The following is a 21,592-nucleotide window of genomic DNA, read 5'->3' on the forward strand; positions in this document are numbered from 1 at the left end:
GGGCCATCGCGGCCCGCCCCGGGAGGCTCTGCCGCGATGCGCGGCGGGCGATGGGCATCGGACGTCCTATGGATGCGCAGCGCGCAAAGGCGAGGTCCGGCGTCCGGCGCCTGCTCGCGGCCTTGCTCCTCGCAGCGCCGCTCTTCTGGATGAGCTGCGGCCGGCCGCCCGCTCGGGTGCCCGTCGCGCGCCGGGTGGAGCCGCGCGTGCGGGCCGTCCTGGAAGCGTACGTCGCCGCTGGGCGCCCGGCGCCGCCGGCCGAGGGATCGGTCCCGCTGCTGCTCGTCGCCGACGCCACGCCGAGCGCGCCCGCGCCCGCGAAGCGCCCGCCGGGAGCGCTGCCGCCGCCGGAGGTCGTCGTCTCGGCGGCCGTGCCGTTCGCGCCGGGCACGCTGCGCGACGCGCGGCGCCTCCGCCTGCGCGACGGGCGCGGCGCGGCGGTCCCGCTCCGCGCGAAGCCCCTCGCGGTCTGGCCCCGGGGCCGCTCGATCCGCAGCGCGCTCCTCGTCTTCCGCGCCGCGCTCGCGCCCGGAGAGCGCGCGATCTACACGCTGGACTTCGGCGCTCCTCAGCCCGGCTCACCCTCGCAGCGCGCCGACCCGCCGGCCCCTCAGACCCCCCAGGCCGCCCAGCCCTCGCAGCCCCCCCAGGCCTCGCAGCCGACCGCGCTCGACGAGGCGCTCCTGCCGAGCCCGGACGGCCCGATCGCCGCGGTGCTGCCGCCCTCGTGGTACGCGGCGAGCCGGGTGTGCGGGCCGCAGCTCCCCGCCATCGACGATCGCCGCTTCCCCGGGTTCGAGAGCGGCATCGAGCGCGCGCTCGCCCGCATGACGCCCGCCTACGACACGTACGGCGTCAGCTGCTCGGGCGCGCACCGCACGTACTACGACGGCCCGCACGCGCTCTATCAGCGCTTCCTCCGGCACGGAGACGCCGCCCGGTACCGGCGCGCGCGCGCCGAGGCCGTCTGGTACCGGCAGCACGAGCTCCGGTTCTCGCCCGACCGCCGGCTCGCGGTCCACGTGTGCGAGAAAGCCGACTGGACCCCGGCGGCGCCCCTCTCATGGCAGGTCCTCCGGCGCATGCTCGGCCAGGGGATGCTCGACGATTACCTGCTCACCGGCGACCCGGCGGCAAAGGAGGCGGTCCTCGCGATGGGCGAGGCGCTCCGGCTGAACCTGGCCGCCCTCACCGGCGGGAAGAAGGAGGACGTGCTGCGCACGACCGAGCGCAACATGGCCTGGGCGATGATGACGCTGTCGAGCTACTACGCGATCGACCCGCGGCCGGAGCTCCTCTCGGCGCTGCGCGGGCTCGCCGATCGCACGGTGGCGTGGCAGCGGCAGGGCGCGTCGGGCGCGTTCGAGCACGACCTCAATCGCGCCGACCCGTCGGAGTGCGAGCGCGGCCCGCGCGGCGGCTCGCCGTTCATGACCGCGCTGCTCGTCGACGCGCTCATGGACTACCACGCGCTCACCGACGACCCGCGGATCCGCGACGTTGTTGCGCGCGCGGCGGGCTGGCTCGCCGAGCGCGCGATCACGTCGGACCGGCGCGCGTTCCGGTACCTGTGGGGTTGCGAGACCGACGCATACGACGACAGCGGGACCGCCGACCTCAACTTGCTGATCGTGCCCGCGTTCGGCGCCGCCTACGCGCTGACGGGCGATCCGCGGTGGATCGACGTGGGAGACGCGCTGGCCGACGTCGGCGTGAAGGAGATGCGGGCGAAGCAGCCCAAGCACTGGAACCAGGCGATGCGCGCGTTCGGGCGCTACCTCGGGTACCGCGCGGCGCTCGCCGGACCGGCGATGGCAGGGCCGCTGTCGGCCGGCCGCTGAGCGAGGCCTGCGCGCCGGGGCGCAGCCCCCGCCTGCGCCCGGGCCGCGGGTCGCTCAATGCCCGTCCTTGCGCAGGGCAGCGACGCCGTTGCGGGCGCCCTCGCCATCGGCTCTACAGACGGTCGGGTCGTGGGCCAGCTTGAACACGAAGGCGTGAAGCGGGGAGAAAAGATCAATGATCTTCCCGCCTTCCCGCCTTCTCGCCTTCATGTGAATTCTTTCTCGCCAATGTGACACCTGCCGGGGCGCCCGCGGCGACGCCGCGGTGGGTGTGTCGGTGCGAGTGTGCTGAGCTTGGCGATCGTTGGCGCAGCCGCGGCGCGATATTGCAATTCGGATGGACCGTGAATAGCCTCGATCCTTACGATCTTATCGTTCGATTGTTGTCTTCATCATCCCGAGGAAACCCTCATTCCCGGAGGTGGCTCATGGCCTCGCCATCCGTCCTACGCAATATTCTGCCCCGTCTCGCAGCGACTTCAACCCTGCTCGCGTGCCTCGCGGCAGGCGGAGCGGCCCAGGCGGCGTCGCCTTACACGCTCTTCGAGAGCGGCCACGTGCGCCCGCTCGCGCTCTCGCCTGACGGCAAGCTGCTCTTCGCCGTCAACACCCCCGACAATCATCTCGAGGTGTATCGCGTCAAGAACCATGGTATCGAGCATCGCGCCTCCATCCCCGTCGGCCTGGAGCCGGTGGCCGTGGCGGCGCGCAGCGATACCGAGGTCTGGGTCGTCAACCATCTGTCCGACAGCGTGAGCGTGGTAGAGCTCAGTCAGGGCGCGCATGCTGGCCGGGTCGTGCGGACGCTGCTCGTGGGCGACGAGCCGCGCGATATCGTCTTCGCCGGTCCCGGGAAGGGACGCGCCTTCATCACGGCGGCCCACCGGGGCCAGAACGTGCCGTTCGACCCCCAGCTCACCACCCCGGGCGTGGGCCGGGCGGACGTCTGGGTCTTCAACGCCAACAACCTCGGCGCGACGCTCACGGGCACGCCGCTCACGATCATCACGCTGTTCAGCGACACCCCGCGGGCGCTGGCGGTGACCCCGGACGGCAGCAAGGTCTACGCGGCGGCCTTCCACTCGGGCAACCGCACAACCGCGATCCACGAGGGCCTGGTCCCGAACGGCGGGGAGGCGGCGGGGGGCGTGCCCGGGCCGGCGACCAACGTCGAGGGTATTCCGCATCCGGAGACAGGGCTCATCGTCAAGTGGAACGGCGCCCACTGGGTCGACGAGCTGAACCGGCCCTTCGACGACCTGGTCCGGCTCTCGCTGCCCGACAAGGACGTGTTCGTGATCGACGCGAACGGGAGCCCGCCGGCGCAGCTGCCCGGCGCCGCGGGGTTCTACACCGGCGTCGGCACCATCCTCTACAACATGGCGGTCAACCCGGTGAGCGGGAAGGTGTACGTATCGAACACCGAGGCGGGGAACGAGAAGCGCTTCGAGGGGCCGGGGATCTTCGCCGGCCAGACCGTCCGGGGTCACCTGCACGAGAGCCGGATCACCGTCCTCGGCCCGGCCGGCAGCGTCACGCCGAGGCACCTCAACAAGCACATCGATTACGATGCGTGCTGCGCGCCGATCCCGAACGCCGAGAACCAGAAGAGCCTCGCCCTGCCGCAGCAGATGGCCGTCACGAGCGACGGAAAGACGCTGTACGTGGCGACGATCGGATCGTCCAAGATCGGGGTCTTCAGCACCGCCGCCCTCGAGAGCAACACCTTCACGCCGAGCACCGCCAGCCAGATCCAGGTGCCCGGCGGCGGCCCGACCGGGCTCCTGCTCGACGAGGCCAAGCGGCGCCTTTATACGATCACGCGCTTCGATAACGCGATCTCGATCATCAGCACGGTGACGAGGTCCGAGATCGCGCACGTGCCCATGCATAACCCCGAGCCGCCGAGCGTGATCGCCGGTCGCCGGTTCCTCTACGACGCGTCGTTCTCGTCCAGCCACGGGGACTCGTCGTGCGCGAGCTGCCACGTGTACGGCGATTTCGACAGCCTGGCCTGGGATCTCGGGAACCCGGACGAGGTGGTCGTCGACATCCCCGGGCCGTTCGAGTCACACCCGCTGGACTTCGGGATCCCCGACACCCACCACCCGATGAAGGGGCCGATGACGACGCAGAGCCTCCGCGGGATGGCGAACCACGGGCCCATGCACTGGCGCGGCGATCGCACCGCGGGCGCCGAGGAGCCGAGCGCGCACCCGGACAGCGGGACGTTCGACGAGGTGGCGGCGTTCAAGAAGTTCCAGGCAGCGTTCCCGGACCTCTTGGGAAGGAGCGAGTTCATCCCCGACGCCGACATGCAGGCGTTCGCCGACTTCATCCTGCAGGTCACTTACCCGCCCAACCCGATCCGGGCGCTGGAGAACTCGCTCACCCCGGAGCAGCAGGCCGGGCGCGATTTCTTCTTCAACAACGTGTCCGACTTCAGCGAGGAGGGGACCTGCGTCTCCTGCCACGTGCTCGATCCGCACGCGAACGAGGAGCTCGGCGTCGCTGCGCCCGGCTTCTTCGGCGGGGACGGCCGGTATACCTTCGACCTGGAGACGGAGGCCTTCAAGTCGCCGCACTTCCGCAATCTGTACCAGAAGGTCGGCATGTTCGGGATGGCGAACAACGAGCTCTTCCCTGGCAGCGACGATTTCATGGGCGATCAGGTCCGCGGCTTCGGCTTCAACAATGAAGGCGGCGTGCCCACGCTCTTCCGCTTCGTGAGCTCGGCGACCCCCGACATGGGGTTCAACCAGTCTCCGCTCACCCCGGGCGGGTTCCCGCCGGGGCCGGAGGGCGACGTGATGAAGCGCGAGCTGGAGCAGTTCCTGCTCGCGTTCGACAGCAATCTGGCGCCGATCGTGGGACAGCAGGTGACGCTCACCAAGCAGAACGCAGCTGCGGCGGGGCCGCGGATCGATCTCCTGCGCGCGCGGGCCGACGCGGGCGAGTGCGATCTCGTGGTGAAGGGTCTGCACAGCCATGAAGTGGAGGGCTTCCTTTACGTCGGCTCAGGCCTGTTCGTCGGCAACCGGCTCTGCGACCCGCCGATCACCGGGGCCGCGCTGCGGCACCGGGCTTCGCGCAAGCGCGGCGAGCTGACCTATACGTGCGCCCCGCCGGGCTCCGGCGAGCGCATCGGCCTCGATCGCGACGGCGACGGCTTCCGCGACGGCGACGAGGCGGACGAGGGCAGCGACCCGGCAGACCCGTCGAGCACGCCCTGACGGGCCCAGGCGCGTCGCGCGCGGAGCGCGGCGCGCCTGCGCTATCCTGCGGGCCGGAGCCGGAAGGCGCCGCACTCCGGGTGCTCGATGCGCCCGGCGAAGAGCGAGCCGTCGAGCGCGAGGTCGCCCTTCATGCTCACGGTGACGTAGTTGGGAGGGCGCTCGAGCCAGGCGCCGGGCGAGAACGCCGCGGTGCGCGTCTCGGGGTCGTAGCGGCCGCTCATGAGGTACTTTCCCGATGTGCCGGATGCGGCATGATGGAAGTCGAACACGGCCTTGATCCGGTCGCCCTGGACCCGGAGGATCCGGAACGTCATTGCGGTCGTGCCTTGCGGGCAGTCGTAATCGCCGATCCATGTGCGCGTCCGCTCGAACGGGCTCTCGCCGCGGGGCTCGTCCGGCACCCAGCCGTCCGCGGCCACCGCCGCCGCCGGGGGCGGCTCGTGGATGACGATATAGACCGTCTCGGCGGGAGGCGGCGGCTCCGGCGCGCGCGGGTCGCCCAGGGTAGGTGCGGGGCCGCAGGCGGCGAGCAGGAGGGCAGCGCAGGGGGCGCGGCGCAGGGCAGAGCGCCGTGGAGGGGCGGAGGCGTTCGCGGTACCCATGGGCGGGAGGGTACCACAGGGACGCGCGGGGCTCGCGCGCAGACTGGACGAGGATGAGGCGTCCGGTGCTCGGATCGGCACGGGCCGGCGCCCTGTGGATGGCGAACAGGTAAGGGGGAAGGAGACCAGGGGTTTGTCTCGCCCGGGACGAACGTGTTCTATCCGTCGCGGCACTTGCCGCCTGCGAAGTGCAGTTTCCCCGGCCCGCCGGTCACGCGGAGCGTCTCGCCCGATGACATCGAGGCGTACCTGAAGACGCGGGGCTACCTGCCGGCCCTGTCCGTTGAGACCGGCTGGCCCCGCGGCATCGCCTACATGGGGTGGCCGCCGCGGTGGCCGGACCCGCGCGCCTTGATGATCCCCATCATCCCGCGCATGGTCATGGGGACGCGGCTCTGCTCGCACCCGCTGGAGCCCATCGTCGAGACCATCGTACAGAACGAGCGCCGCACCCCAGGCGAGGTCCTGCGCGAGATCTCCGTGATGGCGCTGATCGCCGACGGCGAGTAGGTAGGCCGCCAGTTCCCCGCTATCCCCAGCGACGCACGCTCACCCGGCGAAGGGCCCGAGACACCGCGACGGGCAAGGGCCTGGAGCGCTCGCTTGCTCGTTGCCGACGCGGCGGACGAGCCGGGCGGGTGGACGAGCAGCGGCGGAGCCTCCGTCGGCGCCGCCCGGAGAGCCAGCCGCCCCCATGCCCCCGGTCAGACGCGCGGGCCGGAGCCGCTGCTACCCCTCACAGCCGAGCGAGCCGTCGGTCTTCAAGCAGCACCCCGGGGGCCGAAGGCGAGTACGCCTCGGTTCCGGCTGTGGGCAGACTTGGCGCATCTGCGAGCTGCTCATTCGTCCTCCTTCATTCGCGGCTCGAGGGGCGGATCGAGCGCATCGCCATGGACCCCGCGCAACACGATCGCGGCGTGCTGGGCTCCGTGCTCGACTGCATTGAGAGGATCCATTCCGTATGTGGTGAATGGCCGCCCATCGAGGTCTACAGTGACAGCCCAAGGCCACTCTTTCTCCGGAGGGTTTCGGGTCGGCTCGTGGATCCGAACTAGGATATCGCGCGGCTCGCCGTCGTCGGGGGTCACCCTGAACGTTAGCTCGATCATCACTTACACCTCCTGTCGCAGTCTACGAGACATCGACTGTACTCGTCCATGCACTTCTTCAGACAGTTCGTGTCGCGCCTTGGACAGTTGTCGCGGCAGAGTTCCAATACCCGATCGCACTTTTCCTTGCATGCCTCTTTGCAGTCGGATGAGCTTGAGCCTGTCGCCCACCGACACGCGTCGCACGACTGCGCGCCGGAGCCGTTTCGAACCCCAGAGGCCTCCTCACATCGATCCTTGGCATCGTCCAAACTCGCGTGCTCGCCCTGGTACCGCGTTGTGCAGCTACCGGCCGCGCCCTGGTTACTGCAAACAGCCGACCCCGTCTTCCACGTGACCGTGCATTCCACGGTTTGCGAGCACGGATCTCCATCGAAGCCCGTGTGATCTTGCGGCTCCAGTGGCACATGCCACCCGAAGCCTCCAACCCCTCCTGTCGGCGTGATGATGCTGCCGCCGGCGCCCTCGTTTCCCGAAACCCGGACATAGCATTCCCCTACATCGTAATTGCACGCCGCGAGACCGAAGCACAGAACAAAAAAATAGCCTGTTCATCTCGACTTTACCTCAAGTCTCCAAATGGGCCCAGTGGTCACCATGACGACCAGACTTCCAGGAAGAACGCGACTACTGCCGCCAGCCCAGTCCACATGGGCGCTGGTGGATACGCCCAAGGGCCCGGCGAAGTACCAGTCGGACTGGGCGCGGCCGCCTGGAGCAACCCCCACCACGTGGTCGCAGATCACGGCACCACAAACCGGCATCGAGTAGATCGCCAGGGACGGCCCGAGGCTGACGGTGGTTGTCTTCGCGGCGTACCCAAGAGTGACGGCCGTTCGATCGTAGACCCCTACGCCTGCTCCTGGCACGATGCTGAGCATGTTGTGGACTTCGAGCCGGAAGTCCCCCTCGCTGCGCCAGAGCCACCCGGCGAAGGGACTCACGGCGAGCCTGGGCTCGATCCCGACCTGGATCCCGCCCACGCTCACGCCGCCGCTGAACTCGAGTGCTTGTGCCGGCGCCGGAACACTGACGAGCGCACAGGCACAGCCGCACCGCACGAGCGCGCTCGCCCTCCCCCTGAGCCCGTGCCCCATGCTTTCCCCTGATTCCGGATGCTCTTCCCACCGGAGGGCGGCGTCAACGGTGATCTGGGCCACATTACGTCCTCGCTGCCCCTGCACTGGCGCGCCGAGCGCGGCGGGTCGCATGGGTGCCGGGGCGCCCGCCAGCGAGCGCAGCGCCGTCGCCGTCCACCGGCTGACCGGACGCGACCTGTCCGGGCCTGGCGAGCCCTCCTATCCCGCGCTTACGAGCATCGACCCGGATTCGTCACACCGTGTGACCTCCGTGTGCCCCGACGTCAGGGCACGGGGCTCCACGAGAGGGCACTCGGGTATACCGCGCCACCCCGCTCCGGCTCCAGGCCTCGACAGCCATCGTTTCCTGGACGAGGCCGGGATCTGTTGCGAAGGAGATGGTTCGGTGATGGAGTGCCCCCCGTGGACCACGACTCCGTACTTGCGCTGTTTGACCAGCAGGTCAGACAGGGGCGCTCGGGCGCGCTGGCGACTGAACGATCCGGCTTCGCCCGCCACGCCGTACGGGCGGATGGCTCGGACGGGAGCTGGGCGACCATCGTCTGGTCCGACCTCGACGAGTCGACCGTGGACCTCGCGATCGCCGAGCAGATCGCGCGCTTCGCACCGCTCGGGCGTGCCTTCGAGTGGAAGCTTTACACCCACGATCGGCCGGCAGACCTGGGGCAGCGGCTGGTCGCTGCCGGCTTCCATCCGGAGCCGGAGGAGGCGCTGCTCGTCGCCGATACCGCCGAGCTGCCCACCGAGGTCGTGTTGCCCGAAGGCGTGCGGCTGCTTCCCGTGACCGATGCCGAGGGCGTGCGGCTGGTCGTCCGGGCGCACGAGGCGGCCTTCGGTACGGATCACGCTTCGCTGGAGCGCAGGCTGGTGACCCAGCTGGCAGAGGAGCCCGAGGCGATGGCCGCCGTCGTCGCGATGGCCGACGACGTCCCTATCTGCGCTGGCAGGGTCGAATTCCACCGAGGGACGCAATTCGCCAGCCTCTGGGGCGGTGGGACCGCGCCTGCGTGGCGTGGTCGCGGCGTTTACAGGGCGCTTGTCGCGTACAGGACCCGTCTCGCGGTCGAGCGCGGTTATCGTTACCTCCAGGTCGATGCTCGGCCCGACAGTCAGCCGATCCTGTCGCGGCTCGGCTTTGTCCGACTCGGTGCGACCGTTCCGTACATTTACGAGCGGTAGGCGGCGGGCAGCGCGGTGCGGAAGGGGTGGAATCACGGCCTCGAACACCGACGCCGGCTCACTGCTCCCTCGTGACCCAGGCGATCTGCAATGGCGACTTCTGGTCGCGGCGTGAAGAGCTCGGCGGGCCGGCGCATGCGTCATCATGATCCCCGGGTCCACCGGCGACCTTACCCCCCGGCGAGGAGGCCGGCGGGGCAGTCGACGAACGTGATGTCAGCAGGGAGGACGCCTTCGTCCGTGTTCCCGATCTTCCCGAACGCGGCCGCAGACAGGTCCAGGAATCGCTTGCCGCCGTCATTGAAGGTGTCAGTGCTCCGGTCGATGATCCGCACCGTGACCGATCTGCCGGATCTCTTCGAGGTGACCCGAGCGCACATGGCGCAAGCGCTGTGCTTCCCGAGTCGGTCGAAGTGCGTGCTCTGGAGCGCGCTCACCATGAATCCGAACTTGCTCGGCTCAAACCTGGTATTCCAGTCCGGAACCGAGAAAGCATCGGGAGCGCACGCGACGTGGGCGCCGATTCCAGGATTATTGTATTCCTGGTGAAAGGAGACGAAGCCCGACAGGTGCAACGCCTCTCCCGCTTCCCCGAGAGCCGCCTCAGCCTCGGATTTATCCGTCGAATCGCCGCAGCCGGTGGTCATGGCGACCAGGATAGCCGCGGCGCAAGGGCGCATCGCGCGCACGATGACGAGTCCGCTACTCATGATGAGCCTCCCAGAGAGGGGAAGGCCACCCTCGGCCACCCTTGGTTACAGGGCACGTTCAGCAACAGTCATGCCCGGGGGCGGTGAGCGACGAGGTGCCAACTCCTCGATGAAACGCCGGGCGCACGGCCCGCCCCGTGCCTTCACGGACATGACCTGTGCGAAACGGTCATCGGCGGGTTCACCAGCTGACGCTGACAGATGTAGAAAAGAGGCTTTATGAAGCTGTCCAATGTCGTCTCTTGCGCCGCTGCCATCGCGGCCTTCTGGAGTGGACCGGCGGTCGCTGCGAGCTGGTTCAAGGTGACGTTCTACGGCTGGCCCGACAACGATCCGCCGGGCAACGGCATCGCCAACCCCGTTCTCCATCAAGGCGCCGGCGGGATCGGGACGAGCGACGACCCGATCACGGTGGCGGTCCGCCAAGGCAGGTTTCGGCCTGGTACCCGGATGTACCTTCCTTCGTTAAGGAAATACCTGATCGTGGAGGACATCTGCGCTTCCTGCGGGAGCGAGCAGATCGATATCTGGATGGAGAGCGACGAGAGGTTCCGCGACCAGGTCATTGCGTGTGAAGAGGCCTGGACACCCGAAGGAACCGTCGAGGTGGAGATCGACCCGCCCCCTGGGCGCCCGGTGTCGACGACGCCGTTCTTCGACAAGGACCGCGGCCGCTGCAACAGGTAGGCTTGAAGGAACGAGGCGCGGCCGCCCGATTGACGGATAACGTCGCGAGCTTCAGGTCGCCCTGATGTCGAAGCGAGCAGCGCTCGCCGCGCATGGACCCTCGGGGCGGCTGCACTCCCTCCTGGCGATCGTGATTCCATCCGCCCTCTCCGCTGCGGCGCTGCCGGCGTCCTTCCTCTCCCCGCCTCCACCCTCTCCCCCTCTCCAACCCAGCGCCGCCCTCACCCCCCGGAGATCAGCGCCCGCAGCGCCTCCGCTTCCCGCTTCGCCCGCGCCACGATCGGCGTCAGCCCCACGAGGCACCCCACCGGCACCTCCCGCGCCAGGATCACTCCATTCTGGCTCCGGAACACGCGCACCCCGCGCGCCCTCAGCCGCGCCGGGCTGATCTCGAGCATCACGGCGACGTTCGCGCGCTTGCCCACCGCGCTCTCCGGCGCGTCGGTGCAGTGGACGTGCGTGCGCGCCGCCGGGCGGATCCCCTCGCGCGCGATGCTCCGGACCGCGTCCACGCTTGTGCCGTGCCAGATCGACGCGTCGCCGTGGACCTCCTCCCACGACGCCTCCAGGCCGGCGAGCGTCACCGGCATCCCCTCGCGCGAGTGCCCTTGCGAGGCGCGCACCCGGTCGCCCCGGATCTCCAGGCGGTTCTTCGTGTTGTTCTCCACCGCCTCGTCGAGCTGCGAGCGCCCTATCCCGAGCGCCCTCAGCACGTCGTCCACGGCCACCCAGCCCGCCTCGTCCATGGCGACGCCCAGCGAGGGCGCGCCGTGGCGGAGCAGCCAGGAGAGCTTCTTGCTCGTGTCGGTCAATCGATCGCGGCCCATCGTCAAGCTCCATCCTTTGCAGTGCACCCGGAGCCGCGACCCGCGCACCGCGCGCGTGCCGCTCGACCCGCGCGGGCGGGCTCCGGGAGAGATCCTGATCGGTGCAGGAATCGGAACATCGGACGGAAGGAAGAATAGACACCCCGCTATCCTCCGGAAGAAGTATTTCTGGATGCGCTATCGCGTTTCGCGATAGCGTCCCGGCATGCTCAACCTCGACTGGCTCGGCGCCTTCGTGGTCTTCACCGAGCACCTCAACTTCACCCGCGCGGCGCGGGCGCTCCACATCTCGCAGCCGGCGCTCCACACCCAGATCGGCAAGCTCGGCGAGGCGCTCGGCGTCACGCTCTACCAGCGGCGTGGGCAGCGGCTGGAGCTCACGGCCGACGGCAAGCGCGTCGCCGCCTTCGGGCGCGAGGTGGGCGAGCGGACGCGCTCGTTCCTCGGCGTCCTTCGCGACGGCGAGAGCCGGGAGCCGGTGGTGCTCTGCGCCGGCGAGGGCTCGTACCTGTACCTGCTCGGCGAGGGGATCCGCGCCTTCACCGCGCGCGCCGTCGCCCCGCTCCGCCTGCTCACGCGCGACCGCGAGGCCACGCTCGACGCCGTCGTGACGGGCGAGGCGCACCTCGGCGTCGCGCCGCTCGAGGGCGCGCCGGACGGGCTCGCCGCCGACCGCCTCACCGAGGTCGAGCTGGTCCTGGTCGTCCCCGAGGCGCACCCGCTCGCCCGCAAACGCCGCATCCTGCTGCGCGATCTCGAGGGGGCGCGGCTCGTCGTCCCCGGGCCCTCGCGGCCTCACCGGGCATTGCTCGCGCAGGCGCTGCTCTCGGCGGGCGTCCGCTGGGAGCCGGCGGTCGAGGCGAACGGCTGGGAGCTGATGCTCCACTTCGTCCGGCTCGGCGTCGGCATCGCAGTGGTCAATGCCTGCTGCCGCCTCCCGCGCGGCCTCGTCGCGCGCCCGTTGCCCGAGCTGCCGCGCAAGGTCTTCTATGTCGTCCGCCGGCGCGGGGTCGAGCTCCAGGGCGCGCCGGCGGAGCTCCAGGATGCGCTGCTCGCGCACGGGTCGGCGTGGCAGCGCAAACACGCGCTCGGCGTGACGTCGAGCACGCCGGCGCGCCGGCGCTGAGCGTTCTATACCCGACCTCCGGGGCTCAGGCCGCCTTCCTGGACTTCGACTTGCCCTGCTTCGCCTTCTTGCCGCCCATGTCGTCCGGGCGCCTCACCAGCTTGGAGAAGTTGCTCGGCTCCCCGTCCGCCGTCTCCTCCTGGTACACGAGGGCGAGGTTCGCCTCCTCGAACTTGGCGAAGAAGTCTTCCCACGAGATCTCCTCGAGGGAGCCCTCCCCGCTGTAGCCGGGAAAATCGATGCGGAGGATGCCAGGCTCCCCGTCCTTCTCGGTGCTCTTCACCGTCGCCGGGCGGCCTCCGCGCGATTCGGCCCACTGGCGGATCTCGTCGTGATCGATGGTCGTCTTCGATGAGCTGGCCGGCATGATCGTCCCTCCCGTGCTCGTACGTTGATTCTCGCGAGGAATGGCAACCTGCGTGCCAGAGGGTCAGGCGATGATCCGGACAGGCGATGACGAGCTCGGCCGTGAGCGCGTCTGACGGCGGACGAGCGGGCAGGGTGATGGCTCGACCGGCCGGAGGGCGGCGCCGCGCCGCTCGGGGATACCGCGTCACGCTCTGGATACCGCGTCGCTCTCTCTGGAGGAGGGCGTCGTCCCGTGTCCGCCGTCCAACCTCCTCCTCCTCTTCCGTCGAACCTTTCGTGGAACCGCCAAGCCCGTTGACGTCACGGGCTCCACCCCTAGCTTCCGCGAAGACGTACCGTTCGGCGACGACAGCGTGGAGGAGGAGGGGCCCACGAGGACGAAAATGATTCATGAAGTCCGGGAGCGGCTCGCACAAGGGGGCTGGCGATCCGTCTCCGTCCGAACGTTGGTCCTCATCGGCGGATGGTGGGCGCTGACCGAGGGGGATCGCGCCGGGCTTGCCTTTGGCGTGCCAGTGGTTCTTCTCGCCCTCTTCACGAGCGTGTGTTTGCCGTCGCCCCGCGCGCCTCGGTGGAGCCCGCTCGGCCTGCTGCGGTTCATGCGGTTCTTCCTCGCCGGCTCGCTTCGTGGCGGCCTCGATGTCGCCCACCGCGCGCTCGCGCCGCGGCTCCCCATCTCGCCGGTGATCATCCGGTTTGCGCCTCGCCTGCCCGCGGGTCCGGCCCGGCACCTCTTCATCGGAGCGATGAACGTGATGCCCGGGACGTTGAGCGTGGATATCGAGGTCGATCATCTCGATATTCATGTCCTGGTCGACGGCGGCGATGAGCTTGCCCGGCAGCTGCGAGCGCTGGAGGAGCATATTGCCCGCGCGCTGGGCGAGCGCCTGGAGTGTCCCCGTGCATGACGTGAGGACCGGCGTCGCCGTCTTTCTCTTGCTGAACGTCCTCGCCGGCGTCGTGAGGATCGCGCGAGGCCCCACGCTCGCCGATCGCATCCTTGTCGCGCAGCTCTTCGGCACGACCGGCGTGGCCGTGCTCCTGCTCGCCGCCGCGGATCAGGGGATGCCGGCGCTGCGCAACGTGGCCCTGGTCTTCGCCCTCCTCGCGCCGATCACGGTCGTGGCGTTCGTCAATCACGCCTTCGGGCGGTGGACAGGGGGCGGCTCATGAGGAGCGTGGACGTCGCTTCCGGTGTGCTCTTCGTGGTGGGCGCGTTCTTCTTCTTCGCGGGAACGGTGGGGCTCCTGCGGTTTCCGGATGTCTACACGCGGCTGCACGCGCTGACGAAAGCGGACAACCTCGGCCTGGGCTTCGTCGCGGCGGGCCTCGCGCTGGAGGCCGGCGAGCTCTCGGTGGCGCTCAAGCTCGGGTTCATCTGGGCTCTCGTGCTGCTCTCCAGCGGCATCTCCTGTCAGCTGGTCGCGCGGGCCGCGTTGCGTGGCGGACTCCGACCCTGGAGGCGACCATGAGCGGGGTCGACTGGGCGATGGACGGAGCTCTCGCCTGCGCCCTCCCCCTCCTCGCGTGGCGAGTCCTCGTGACCGATGACCCGCCGAAGGCCGTTGTGCTCTTCATCGCCTTCGGCCTCCTCTCCGCGGTGGGCTGGGCTCGGCTCGGCGCCCCGGACGTCGCCCTCGTCGAAGCGGCGGTCGGCACTGGCTTCACGGGCGCCCTGCTCATGAGCGCGCTCGGGTGGCTCGACCCGGCGCGGCGGGCTCCACCGCCGCCTTCCCGGTACCAGCGAGCGTCGCTCTCGCTGCTGCTCGCCGGGCTCGCCCTCCTCCTCGGCGCGGTCGTGTTCTCCTTGCCAGACCCGAGCCGTGGCCTGCGCGACGAAGTGCTCGCCAATCTCGCGCCGACCGGGGTGTCCTATCCCGTCACCGCGGTCCTCCTCGGCTTCCGTGGTTATGACACTCTCCTGGAGATCATCGTCCTGCTCACAGCGGCGATCGGGGTGCAGTCGCAGGTTCGGCCGGAGGACGCGCTCGGCGACGCTACCCGGGCAGGGCCCTTGCTCCCCGTGCTGATCCGCATGCTCATCCCGGGCATCGTCCTGGTCGCCGGCTACCTGCTCTGGAGCGGCGCGCGCGCGCCTGGCGGGGCGTTTCAAGCGGGGGCGATCCTCGGCGGGGGCGCGATTCTCCTGCTGCTCGCGGGGACGGGTCCACCACGCCGCATGTCTTCGACCGTCGTGCGAGCCGCCTTGCTCGTCGGCCCGGCGGTCTTCCTCGCGGCCGCCGGGGCGCCGCTCTTCGCCGGTAAGCATGTGCTGGAGTACCCGCCCGAATGGGCCGGGGCGCTGATTCTTTGCATCGAATCGGCCCTGACGATCTCGATCGCCCTGGTCCTGGCGATGTTCTTCCCGCCGACGAGGCACCCGGATCGAGCGGGGGTGCGGGCCCGCGAGGAGGACAGGGCGTGAGCCAGTGGACCCTCTATGCGCTCTCAGGCGTCGTCGTGCTGGCCGTGGCGCTGTACGGGCTCTTCTCCTCCGAAGACCTCGTCAGGAAGGTCATCGCCGCCAACCTCGTCGGGAGCGGCGTGTTCCTGTTCCTCGTGGCGCTGGCGCGGCGGGCTTCCGGCGGCATCCCCGATCCCGTGCCCCACACGCTCGTCCTGACCGGGATCGTGGTGTCCGTGAGCGCGACGGCCTTGGCTCTGGCCCTGGCGAGGCGCCTCGGCTGCGCGGCGGATGACACACGGCCATCCGGATCCATCGAGAGAGAAGCGGATGAGCCATGAGCGCCGCGCTCGCCTGGGCGATCCTCGTCCCCCTGATCGGCGCTGTGCTGTGCTTGCTCTCGGGTCCGCGCGGCGAACGATGGATAGCCGGCGCCGCGATCCTGGGGACCCTGGGCCCCGTCTGCGCGGTCGCAGGGGCCGTCAGCACGAGCGGAACGCTTCGCCACGCTGCAGGCGGCTGGGGCGCATCGCTCGGCATCGACCTGCGTGCCGACGGCCTGGCGGCGGTGATGCTGCTTGCCGTCGGCGTCGTCGGCGCCCTGACCTGCGCGCAGGCCATCAGGGATCAGCGAGCCAGCCCTCGCCCGGGAGGTGGGGGCTTTTCGCTCTGGCTCTCCGCGTGGGCGGCCCTCAACGCCCTCGTCGTGTCGGCCGACATCTTCAACCTGTACGTCACGCTCGAGCTGACGACGCTGACGGCGGTCGGGCTCATCACCCTCGGCGGCGACCGCGAGGCCCTCAAGGCGGGGTTACGTTACCTCCTGTTCGCGCTCCCGGGCTCGCTCGTTTACCTGCTCGGCGTCGCGATCCTCTACGGGATGTACGCCACGCTCGACCTGACCGCCCTCGGAGCGCGGCTCGCCCCGGACCCGACGACGTGGGCCGCGCTCGCGCTGATGATGGCCGGGCTCTGCCTCAAGACCGCGCTCTTCCCGGTTCACGCGTGGCTCCCACCAGCCTACGTGAGCGCGGGGTCGACCGTCAGCGCGTTCCTCGCCGCGCTCGTCGGAAAGGGCTCGTTCTACGTCCTCTTGAGGATCTGGCTTGAGGTCCTTCCAGCGGAGGCTGCGCCCCGGGCCGGGCAGGTCCTCGGGATGCTCGGCGCCGCGGGCGTCCTCTGGGGGTCGCTCCTCTCGTTGAGGCAGCGACGACTGAAGGCGCTCACCGCCTATTCGAGCGTGGCGCAGATAGGCTATCTCTTCCTGGTCTTTCCGCTCGGCGTCCCGAGCGCCTGGCCGGGCGCCGTGTACCTCGCGATCTCGCACGCCGCCGCCAAGGCTTCGATGTTCCTGGCAACCGGCGCGATCCATCGCACGCTCGGCCACGACGAGCTCGATGGCCTGCGAGGCCTGGCCCACCGCCTCCCGGTCACCTTCGTCTCCCTGGCGCTCGCGGGCATCAGCCTGATGGGAATGCCGCCCAGCGGTGGGTTCGTCGGGAAGTGGCTGCTCCTTTGTGCGGCCATCGATCGCGGTCAGTGGGGTTCGGCCGCCGTGATCCTGGCTGGCGGGCTGCTCGCCGCTGGCTACGTGTTCCGGGTCCTGCGCAGCGCGTTCCTGCCGCTGCCGCGCGAGGCGCGCCTCCACCCGCTCCCGCGCGGGGCCGAGGTCGCGGCTCTTGCGCTTGCCCTGCTGGCGCTCCTGCTCGGCGTCGCGCCGAGGGTCCCGCTCGAGCTCCTGCGCGTGGGCCTGCCGTCATGAGCCTTCACGACTCCATTCCCCTCCTGGTCGTCCTGAGCTCTCTCGTGCCCGGGATCATCATCTTCCTGCTGGCCGAGGAGCAGCGTACCACCCGGACGGCCCTGAACCTGGCCTCGGCGTTCGTGAAGCTCGCGCTCACGGGCATCCTGGTCTGGGGGGTCGGGCAGGGCCGACGCTACGAGACGCGCCTGCCGTTCCTCCCCGACGCGGACCTGCTCCTTCGTGCCAGCCCTTTCAGCATGCTCTTCGTCACGCTCTCGGCGGTCCTGTGGCTCGTCACGACCGTGTACGCGGTGGGCTACCTCGAGGGGTCGCCGCACCGCAGCCGCTTCTTCGGTTTTTTTTCGCTGAGCGTCTCCTCGACGATGGGCGTCGCGCTCGCCGGGAACCTCCTTACGTTCCTCGTCTTCTACGAGATGCTCACCCTCTCCACGTACCCGCTCGTCGTCCACCGCGGGACCAGGGAGGCGCTCTGTGCAGGCGATCTCTACCTTCGCTACACGTTCCTCGGCGGGGCGTTGCTCCTCGCGGGCGTGGCGGCCCTGTACGCGCTCGTGGGATCCCTGGAGTTCACCGAGGGGGGAGCGCTCCCCCAGCCCGTCGCGGAGCAACACAGGTCCGCGCTCATCGTCGTGTTCGTGCTCCTGATAGGAGGCCTGGGCGTGAAGGCCGCCCTCTTCCCGCTGCATGCCTGGCTGCCCGTGGCCATGGTCGCTCCTGCCCCGGTGAGCGCCCTTCTCCATGCGGTCGCCGTTGTCAAGGCCGGAGCGTTCGGGATCACGCGCGTTGTGTACGACGTGTACGGGGTCCGCCTCGCTCATGAGCTCGGCGTCACCGGACCTCTCGCGGTCCTCGCCGCGACGACGATCCTCTACGGCTCTCTCAAGGCCCTCACGCAGGATGACCTCAAGTCGCGGCTGGCCTATTCGACCGTCAGTCAGGTCTCCTACATCACGCTCGGCGTGGCGGCGGTCGGCACGCTGTCCACCATCGGTGGCATCGTTCATCTCGTCCACCAGGGGCTGATGAAGATCACGCTGTTCTTCTGCGCCGGGAACCTGGCCGAGGAGCTCGGGCTCCACAGGGTGAGCGAGCTGCGCGGCGTGGGCCGGCGAATGCCCTTGACGATGGGCGCGTTCACCCTGGCGGCGCTCGGGATGATCGGCGTGCCGCCGCTCGCCGGGTTCGTGACGAAGTGGTACCTCGGGGTGGGCGCGCTCGAGGCGAACCAGCCGTGGGTCCTCGGCGTCCTGATCGTCAGCAGCCTGCTGAACGCCGCCTACTTCTTGCCGATCCTCTACGATGCGTGGTTCGGGGAGCCGACGGCGACCTGGCCGGCGGCCTCGGGCCGCGCGGAGACGGGGCTGTTCCTGCTGTTGCCCCCGCTGGTCACGGCGGCGCTCTGCCTCGCGGTCGGGGTCTTCGCCGGCACGCCGCTGAGCCCCCTGGCATGGGCGAAGTTGATAGCCGCCCGGGAATTCCTGCCGTGACCCTCGTCGACCTCGCTGCCGGGGCGACGATCGCGGCGTTCGCGTTCCCCCTGCTCCTCGCGGCGGGGGTGCCGGTTCGCCCCGCCCGGCCCCTCGCGGCGGCGCTCGCCCCCTGGGCCGCCTTGCCGGCGCTGATCCTCGCCGTGGGTCTGCACGGTCGCGCGACCATCGACTGGAGCACGGTGCTCCTCGGGATGCGCTTCGGGTCTCAAGGCACGGTGACGCGGGGCTTTCTGCTCTTCACGGCGTGCCTGTGGCTCGTGTCCAGCCTCTTTGCGCGAGCCTACATGGCGGACGATCCGCGTCGCTCGCGCTTCTGGGTCTTCTTCCTCGCGACGTTGAGCGGGAACCTCGGGCTCGTGCTCGCCCAGGACGTGGCGAGCTTCTATCTCTTCTACGCGCTCATGACCTTCGCCGCGTACGGGCTCATCGTGCACGATGGAACCGACGCGGCGCGCCGCGCCGGTCGGGTCTACGTCGTGATGGCCCTCATCGGCGAGATGTCGCTCCTGGCGGCGTTTCTCCTCATCGTCGGCGCCGACATCAACGTTGGCCTGCAGGACGTCCCTCGCGTGGTCGCCGCCTCGGCGCGCCGGGAGCTCGTGGCCGCCCTGCTCCTCGTCGGGTTCGGGGTCAAGGCTGGAGCGCTTCTCCTGCACATGTGGCTGCCGCTCGCGCATCCGGCGGCGCCGGTTCCGGCGAGCGCGGTCCTGAGCGGGGCGATGATCAAGGCCGGCGTCCTCGGCTGGCTGCGGTTCCTGCCCCTCGGCGTCGTGGCGCTGCCCGTCCACGGATCCGTGTGCGTCGTCGCCGGGGTCGCGGCGGCTTTCTTCGGCGTCGCGATCGGGCTGACACAGCGCGAATCGAAGACGATCTTGGCCTACTCCAGCGTGAGTCAAATGGGCTTCGTGACGGCCGCGCTCGGCATCGGCCTCTCGAATCCAGGCGCCGCTGCCGCGGTGGGCACGGCGATCGTCTTCTACGCGATGCACCACGCACTGGCGAAGGGAGCGCTCTTCCTCGGCACCGGAGTCGCCAGGGCGACGGGCTCCGGCTGGCCGGGGCGCCTCGTGGCCCTGGGCCTGTTGTGGCCGGCCCTCGACCTCGCGGGGGCGCCGCTCTCCAGCGGGGCCCTCGCGAAGATCTCTCTCAAGGACGTGGTGGCACAGGCACCCTGGGGAACCACGTCACTGCCCTGGTTTCTCTCCTTCGCGGCCGTCGCCAGCACGCTTCTGATGGTTCACTTCCTGCGTCGTACGATCCCTCGCTCGGCGGACCGCCTCGTTCCCGGGGCGGGGCTGTGGGTCCCCTGGGCGTCGCTGATCCTGCTCGACCTCGTCCTGCTCGTGAGGCCGCCCGTTGCGACGGCGGATTTCGAAGTCTTCGTTGCCCCGGAAGAGCTCTGGTCGGCGGCCTGGCCGGTGCTCGTGGGGGTCGTGATCGCCGCTGTTGCCGGACGGCTGCAAGGCCGAGTACCACACGTCTGTGCGGAGGTCCCCTCTGGAGATCTGCTCTACCTTGTCGATGCCGTCCTGATGAAGCTTCAGCGGGTCCTCCTTGCGGCCCGGGATGCGTGGGTCAGCATGGCGCTCCGGCCATGGCGCGCACGAGTCGTTCTCATCGAGCGGTCCTCGGAGCGCCTCCTGCTGGCAGCGGAGAGGGCCGAAGCGGCCCTCTCGGCGTTCGGAGCGATCGGTTTGTTGTTCCTCCTCCTCATGCTCCTCGTCATGGCCGCGCAGCTTTTCTAGAGCGGCTGCTCGGCCGCGTCGGGCACGGCGACCCGCATCAGGAGGCCAAGAGGCTCCTCCTCTGCTACCTAGAGTCGAGCGGCGCATCGCGCGCCGCCGAGGGCCGAGGAAGTGACCGCCTACCACCTGCTCCTCCGGGTCGCCGCGCTCGTCGCGGCCACGACCACCGCCACGGGCGCGGTCGCGCGCCCGCCCGTGCAGCAGGAGCACGTCCTGCCGGCGGCGCCCGCGCCCGAGCCCGCGGCCTGGCGCGCCCTCGTCGTGGGCGGCGGCCCGCGGCCCACGATGAACCAGGTGGCCATCGAGGCCCACGTCCGGTACTTCCAGTCGCTGCTCCCGCCCACGGTGAAGCGGCGCGTCCTCTTCGCCGACGGGCGCCGGGGCACGCGGAGCGTGCAGTTCCTCGACGGCCACCGCATGCGCTACCGCGCGCCCAGGCTCCCGCGCATCGACGGGGCGACGACCCGCCCGGGGTTCGACGCGATCTGGCGCCGGTTCGTCCGAGCGCGCCCGGCCGACCCGCTGCTCCTGTATTTCGCCGGCCACGGGAGCCCGGATCCGCGGCGCGACCTCGACAACAACGTGTTCGACCTCTGGGGCGGCGGGGCGCTGTCCGTGCGCGACCTCGCCGCCCGCATGGCGGAGCTGCCCGGCGACACGCCCGTCGTCCTCGTCATGGCCCAGTGCTTCTCCGGCGCCTTCGCGAACCTCCTCTTCGAGGGCGGCAGGCCCGACGGCGAGCTCGTCGAGCGCGACGTCGTGGGGTTCTTCGCGGCGACCCGGGACCGCCCCGCGTCCGGCTGCACACCCGAGATCAACGAGGCGGATTACACCGACTTCAGCAGCTATTTCTTCGCCGCCCTCTCGGGCGTCGATCGCCTCGGGAAGCGCGTCCACGGCGCCGATTTCGACCAGAACCGGTTCGTGGGGATGAACGAGGCGTTCGCGTACGCCCTCCTCCACCAGGCGACGGGCGATGTGCCGGTCGCGACGTCCGATGTGTTCCTGCGTCGCTTCGTGAACAAGCCCGATCACGAGACCATGGCGACGCCCTATTCCCGGGTCCTCTCGTGGTCGAGCCCGGCGGAGCGGGCCGCCCTCGAGGGCCTCTCGGACGCGCTCGGCCTCCGCGGCGAGCACCGGCTGCGGGCGGCGTACGACCGCGAGTTCGGGCCCGGCGCGGGCACGAGGGACGTGGAGGACGTGACGTCGGCGCACCGGCTGCGGTTCATCCGGCTCGCCAAGAGCGTGGTGCTGGCGAGGACGCTGCGGCAGAGCGCCGACCGCGCCCTGAGCGCGCGCTTCGAGCGGCTGCGCGCCGCCGAGGCGCGCAACCCGCTCGTCGAGGCCAGGGCGGCGCGCCAGGTGCGGCAGGACCCCCGGCGGCGCGCCGCCCGGTGAG

Annotated in this window: 22 protein-coding genes; 15 read left to right on the forward strand and 7 right to left on the reverse strand. The window is 70.2% G+C overall.

The window, feature by feature from the left end:
- The first annotated feature begins 68 nt into the window (after nt 1–68).
- Nucleotides 69–1,841, forward strand: a complete 1,773-nt coding sequence (locus WMF28_RS09285; protein ID WP_437601763.1) for a hypothetical protein — start codon at nt 69–71, stop codon at nt 1,839–1,841.
- Nucleotides 1,842–1,895: 54 nt separating this feature from the next.
- On the opposite strand, the gene WMF28_RS09290 is transcribed toward WMF28_RS09285, so the two are convergent.
- Complete coding sequence (locus WMF28_RS09290; protein ID WP_437601764.1) at nt 1,896–2,051, reverse strand: hypothetical protein; 156 nt, start codon at nt 2,049–2,051, stop codon at nt 1,896–1,898.
- Nucleotides 2,052–2,269: 218 nt separating this feature from the next.
- Between WMF28_RS09290 and WMF28_RS09295 the strand changes: the two genes are divergently transcribed.
- Entirely contained in the window at nt 2,270–5,074 is a 2,805-nt protein-coding gene (locus tag WMF28_RS09295) for a hypothetical protein (RefSeq protein ID WP_437601765.1), read from the forward strand.
- Between the two features lie 41 nt (nt 5,075–5,115).
- Here WMF28_RS09295 and WMF28_RS09300 read toward each other — a convergent pair whose 3' ends face one another.
- The gene (locus WMF28_RS09300; protein WP_437601766.1) at nt 5,116–5,679 is read right to left on the reverse strand and encodes a hypothetical protein; all 564 of its coding nucleotides are present in this window, start codon (nt 5,677–5,679) and stop codon (nt 5,116–5,118) included.
- Between the two features lie 174 nt (nt 5,680–5,853).
- Here WMF28_RS09300 and WMF28_RS09305 point away from each other — a divergent pair, with 174 nt between their 5' ends.
- Complete coding sequence (locus WMF28_RS09305; protein ID WP_437601767.1) at nt 5,854–6,189, forward strand: hypothetical protein; 336 nt, start codon at nt 5,854–5,856, stop codon at nt 6,187–6,189.
- Nucleotides 6,190–6,518: 329 nt separating this feature from the next.
- Here WMF28_RS09305 and WMF28_RS09310 read toward each other — a convergent pair whose 3' ends face one another.
- A complete protein-coding gene (locus WMF28_RS09310) occupies nt 6,519–6,788 on the reverse strand; it encodes a hypothetical protein (RefSeq protein WP_437579406.1) in 270 nt (89 codons plus the stop codon).
- 551 nt (nt 6,789–7,339) lie between these two features.
- A complete protein-coding gene (locus WMF28_RS09315; RefSeq protein ID WP_437601768.1) occupies nt 7,340–7,948 on the reverse strand; it encodes a hypothetical protein in 609 nt (202 codons plus the stop codon).
- Nucleotides 7,949–8,290: 342 nt separating this feature from the next.
- Between WMF28_RS09315 and WMF28_RS09320 the strand changes: the two genes are divergently transcribed.
- Nucleotides 8,291–9,067: a GNAT family N-acetyltransferase gene (locus WMF28_RS09320; protein ID WP_437601769.1), complete on the forward strand. Its 777-nt coding sequence runs from the start codon at nt 8,291–8,293 to the stop codon at nt 9,065–9,067.
- Nucleotides 9,068–9,237: 170 nt separating this feature from the next.
- On the opposite strand, the gene WMF28_RS09325 is transcribed toward WMF28_RS09320, so the two are convergent.
- The gene (locus WMF28_RS09325; protein ID WP_437601770.1) at nt 9,238–9,777 is read right to left on the reverse strand and encodes an RlpA-like double-psi beta-barrel domain-containing protein; all 540 of its coding nucleotides are present in this window, start codon (nt 9,775–9,777) and stop codon (nt 9,238–9,240) included.
- 219 nt (nt 9,778–9,996) lie between these two features.
- Here WMF28_RS09325 and WMF28_RS09330 point away from each other — a divergent pair, with 219 nt between their 5' ends.
- Nucleotides 9,997–10,464 (forward strand): hypothetical protein, encoded by a 468-nt coding sequence (locus WMF28_RS09330; protein WP_437601771.1) that lies wholly within the window; start codon nt 9,997–9,999, stop codon nt 10,462–10,464.
- A gap of 221 nt (nt 10,465–10,685) precedes the next feature.
- Here WMF28_RS09330 and WMF28_RS09335 read toward each other — a convergent pair whose 3' ends face one another.
- Complete coding sequence (locus WMF28_RS09335; protein WP_437601772.1) at nt 10,686–11,291, reverse strand: RNA 2'-phosphotransferase; 606 nt, start codon at nt 11,289–11,291, stop codon at nt 10,686–10,688.
- Nucleotides 11,292–11,496: 205 nt separating this feature from the next.
- Between WMF28_RS09335 and WMF28_RS09340 the strand changes: the two genes are divergently transcribed.
- On the forward strand, nt 11,497–12,417 hold the full coding sequence (locus WMF28_RS09340; protein ID WP_437601773.1) for a LysR family transcriptional regulator: 921 nt from the start codon (nt 11,497–11,499) through the stop codon (nt 12,415–12,417).
- A 25-nt stretch (nt 12,418–12,442) separates the two neighbouring features.
- Here the strand turns inward: WMF28_RS09340 and WMF28_RS09345 are convergent, their stop codons facing one another.
- Nucleotides 12,443–12,784, reverse strand: a complete 342-nt coding sequence (locus tag WMF28_RS09345) for a hypothetical protein (RefSeq protein WP_437601774.1) — start codon at nt 12,782–12,784, stop codon at nt 12,443–12,445.
- 448 nt (nt 12,785–13,232) lie between these two features.
- Between WMF28_RS09345 and WMF28_RS09350 the strand changes: the two genes are divergently transcribed.
- From WMF28_RS09350 to WMF28_RS09390, 9 genes are all read left to right on the forward strand, one after another.
- The gene (locus WMF28_RS09350) at nt 13,233–13,694 is read left to right on the forward strand and encodes a Na+/H+ antiporter subunit E (RefSeq protein WP_437601776.1); all 462 of its coding nucleotides are present in this window, start codon (nt 13,233–13,235) and stop codon (nt 13,692–13,694) included.
- Nucleotides 13,687–13,959 carry a monovalent cation/H+ antiporter complex subunit F gene (locus WMF28_RS09355; RefSeq protein WP_437601777.1) on the forward strand — a complete coding sequence of 91 codons (273 nt, stop codon included), beginning with the start codon at nt 13,687–13,689 and terminating at the stop codon, nt 13,957–13,959. The genes WMF28_RS09350 and WMF28_RS09355 overlap by 8 nt, the downstream gene beginning before the upstream one ends.
- The gene (mnhG, locus tag WMF28_RS09360) at nt 13,956–14,258 is read left to right on the forward strand and encodes a monovalent cation/H(+) antiporter subunit G (protein WP_437601778.1); all 303 of its coding nucleotides are present in this window, start codon (nt 13,956–13,958) and stop codon (nt 14,256–14,258) included. Before WMF28_RS09355 ends, mnhG begins: the two co-directional genes overlap by 4 nt.
- Entirely contained in the window at nt 14,255–15,211 is a 957-nt protein-coding gene (locus tag WMF28_RS09365) for a hydrogenase subunit MbhD domain-containing protein (protein WP_437601779.1), read from the forward strand. The genes mnhG and WMF28_RS09365 overlap by 4 nt, the downstream gene beginning before the upstream one ends.
- Nucleotides 15,208–15,531 (forward strand): cation:proton antiporter subunit C, encoded by a 324-nt coding sequence (locus WMF28_RS09370; protein WP_437601780.1) that lies wholly within the window; start codon nt 15,208–15,210, stop codon nt 15,529–15,531. Before WMF28_RS09365 ends, WMF28_RS09370 begins: the two co-directional genes overlap by 4 nt.
- A complete protein-coding gene (locus WMF28_RS09375) occupies nt 15,528–16,952 on the forward strand; it encodes a complex I subunit 5 family protein (protein ID WP_437601782.1) in 1,425 nt (474 codons plus the stop codon). The genes WMF28_RS09370 and WMF28_RS09375 overlap by 4 nt, the downstream gene beginning before the upstream one ends.
- A complete protein-coding gene (locus WMF28_RS09380) occupies nt 16,949–18,442 on the forward strand; it encodes a proton-conducting transporter transmembrane domain-containing protein (RefSeq protein WP_437601783.1) in 1,494 nt (497 codons plus the stop codon). The genes WMF28_RS09375 and WMF28_RS09380 overlap by 4 nt, the downstream gene beginning before the upstream one ends.
- A complete protein-coding gene (locus WMF28_RS09385; RefSeq protein WP_437601784.1) occupies nt 18,439–20,190 on the forward strand; it encodes a complex I subunit 5 family protein in 1,752 nt (583 codons plus the stop codon). Before WMF28_RS09380 ends, WMF28_RS09385 begins: the two co-directional genes overlap by 4 nt.
- A 111-nt stretch (nt 20,191–20,301) precedes the next feature.
- Nucleotides 20,302–21,591, forward strand: coding sequence for a hypothetical protein (locus WMF28_RS09390; RefSeq protein WP_437601785.1), 1,290 nt, complete (start codon nt 20,302–20,304; stop codon nt 21,589–21,591).
- The last annotated feature ends 1 nt before the right edge of the window (nt 21,592 follow it).

Origin of the sequence: Sorangium sp. So ce590 (assembly GCF_051521365.1) — a bacterium.
Lineage (GTDB): Bacteria > Myxococcota_A > Polyangia > Polyangiales > Polyangiaceae > Sorangium.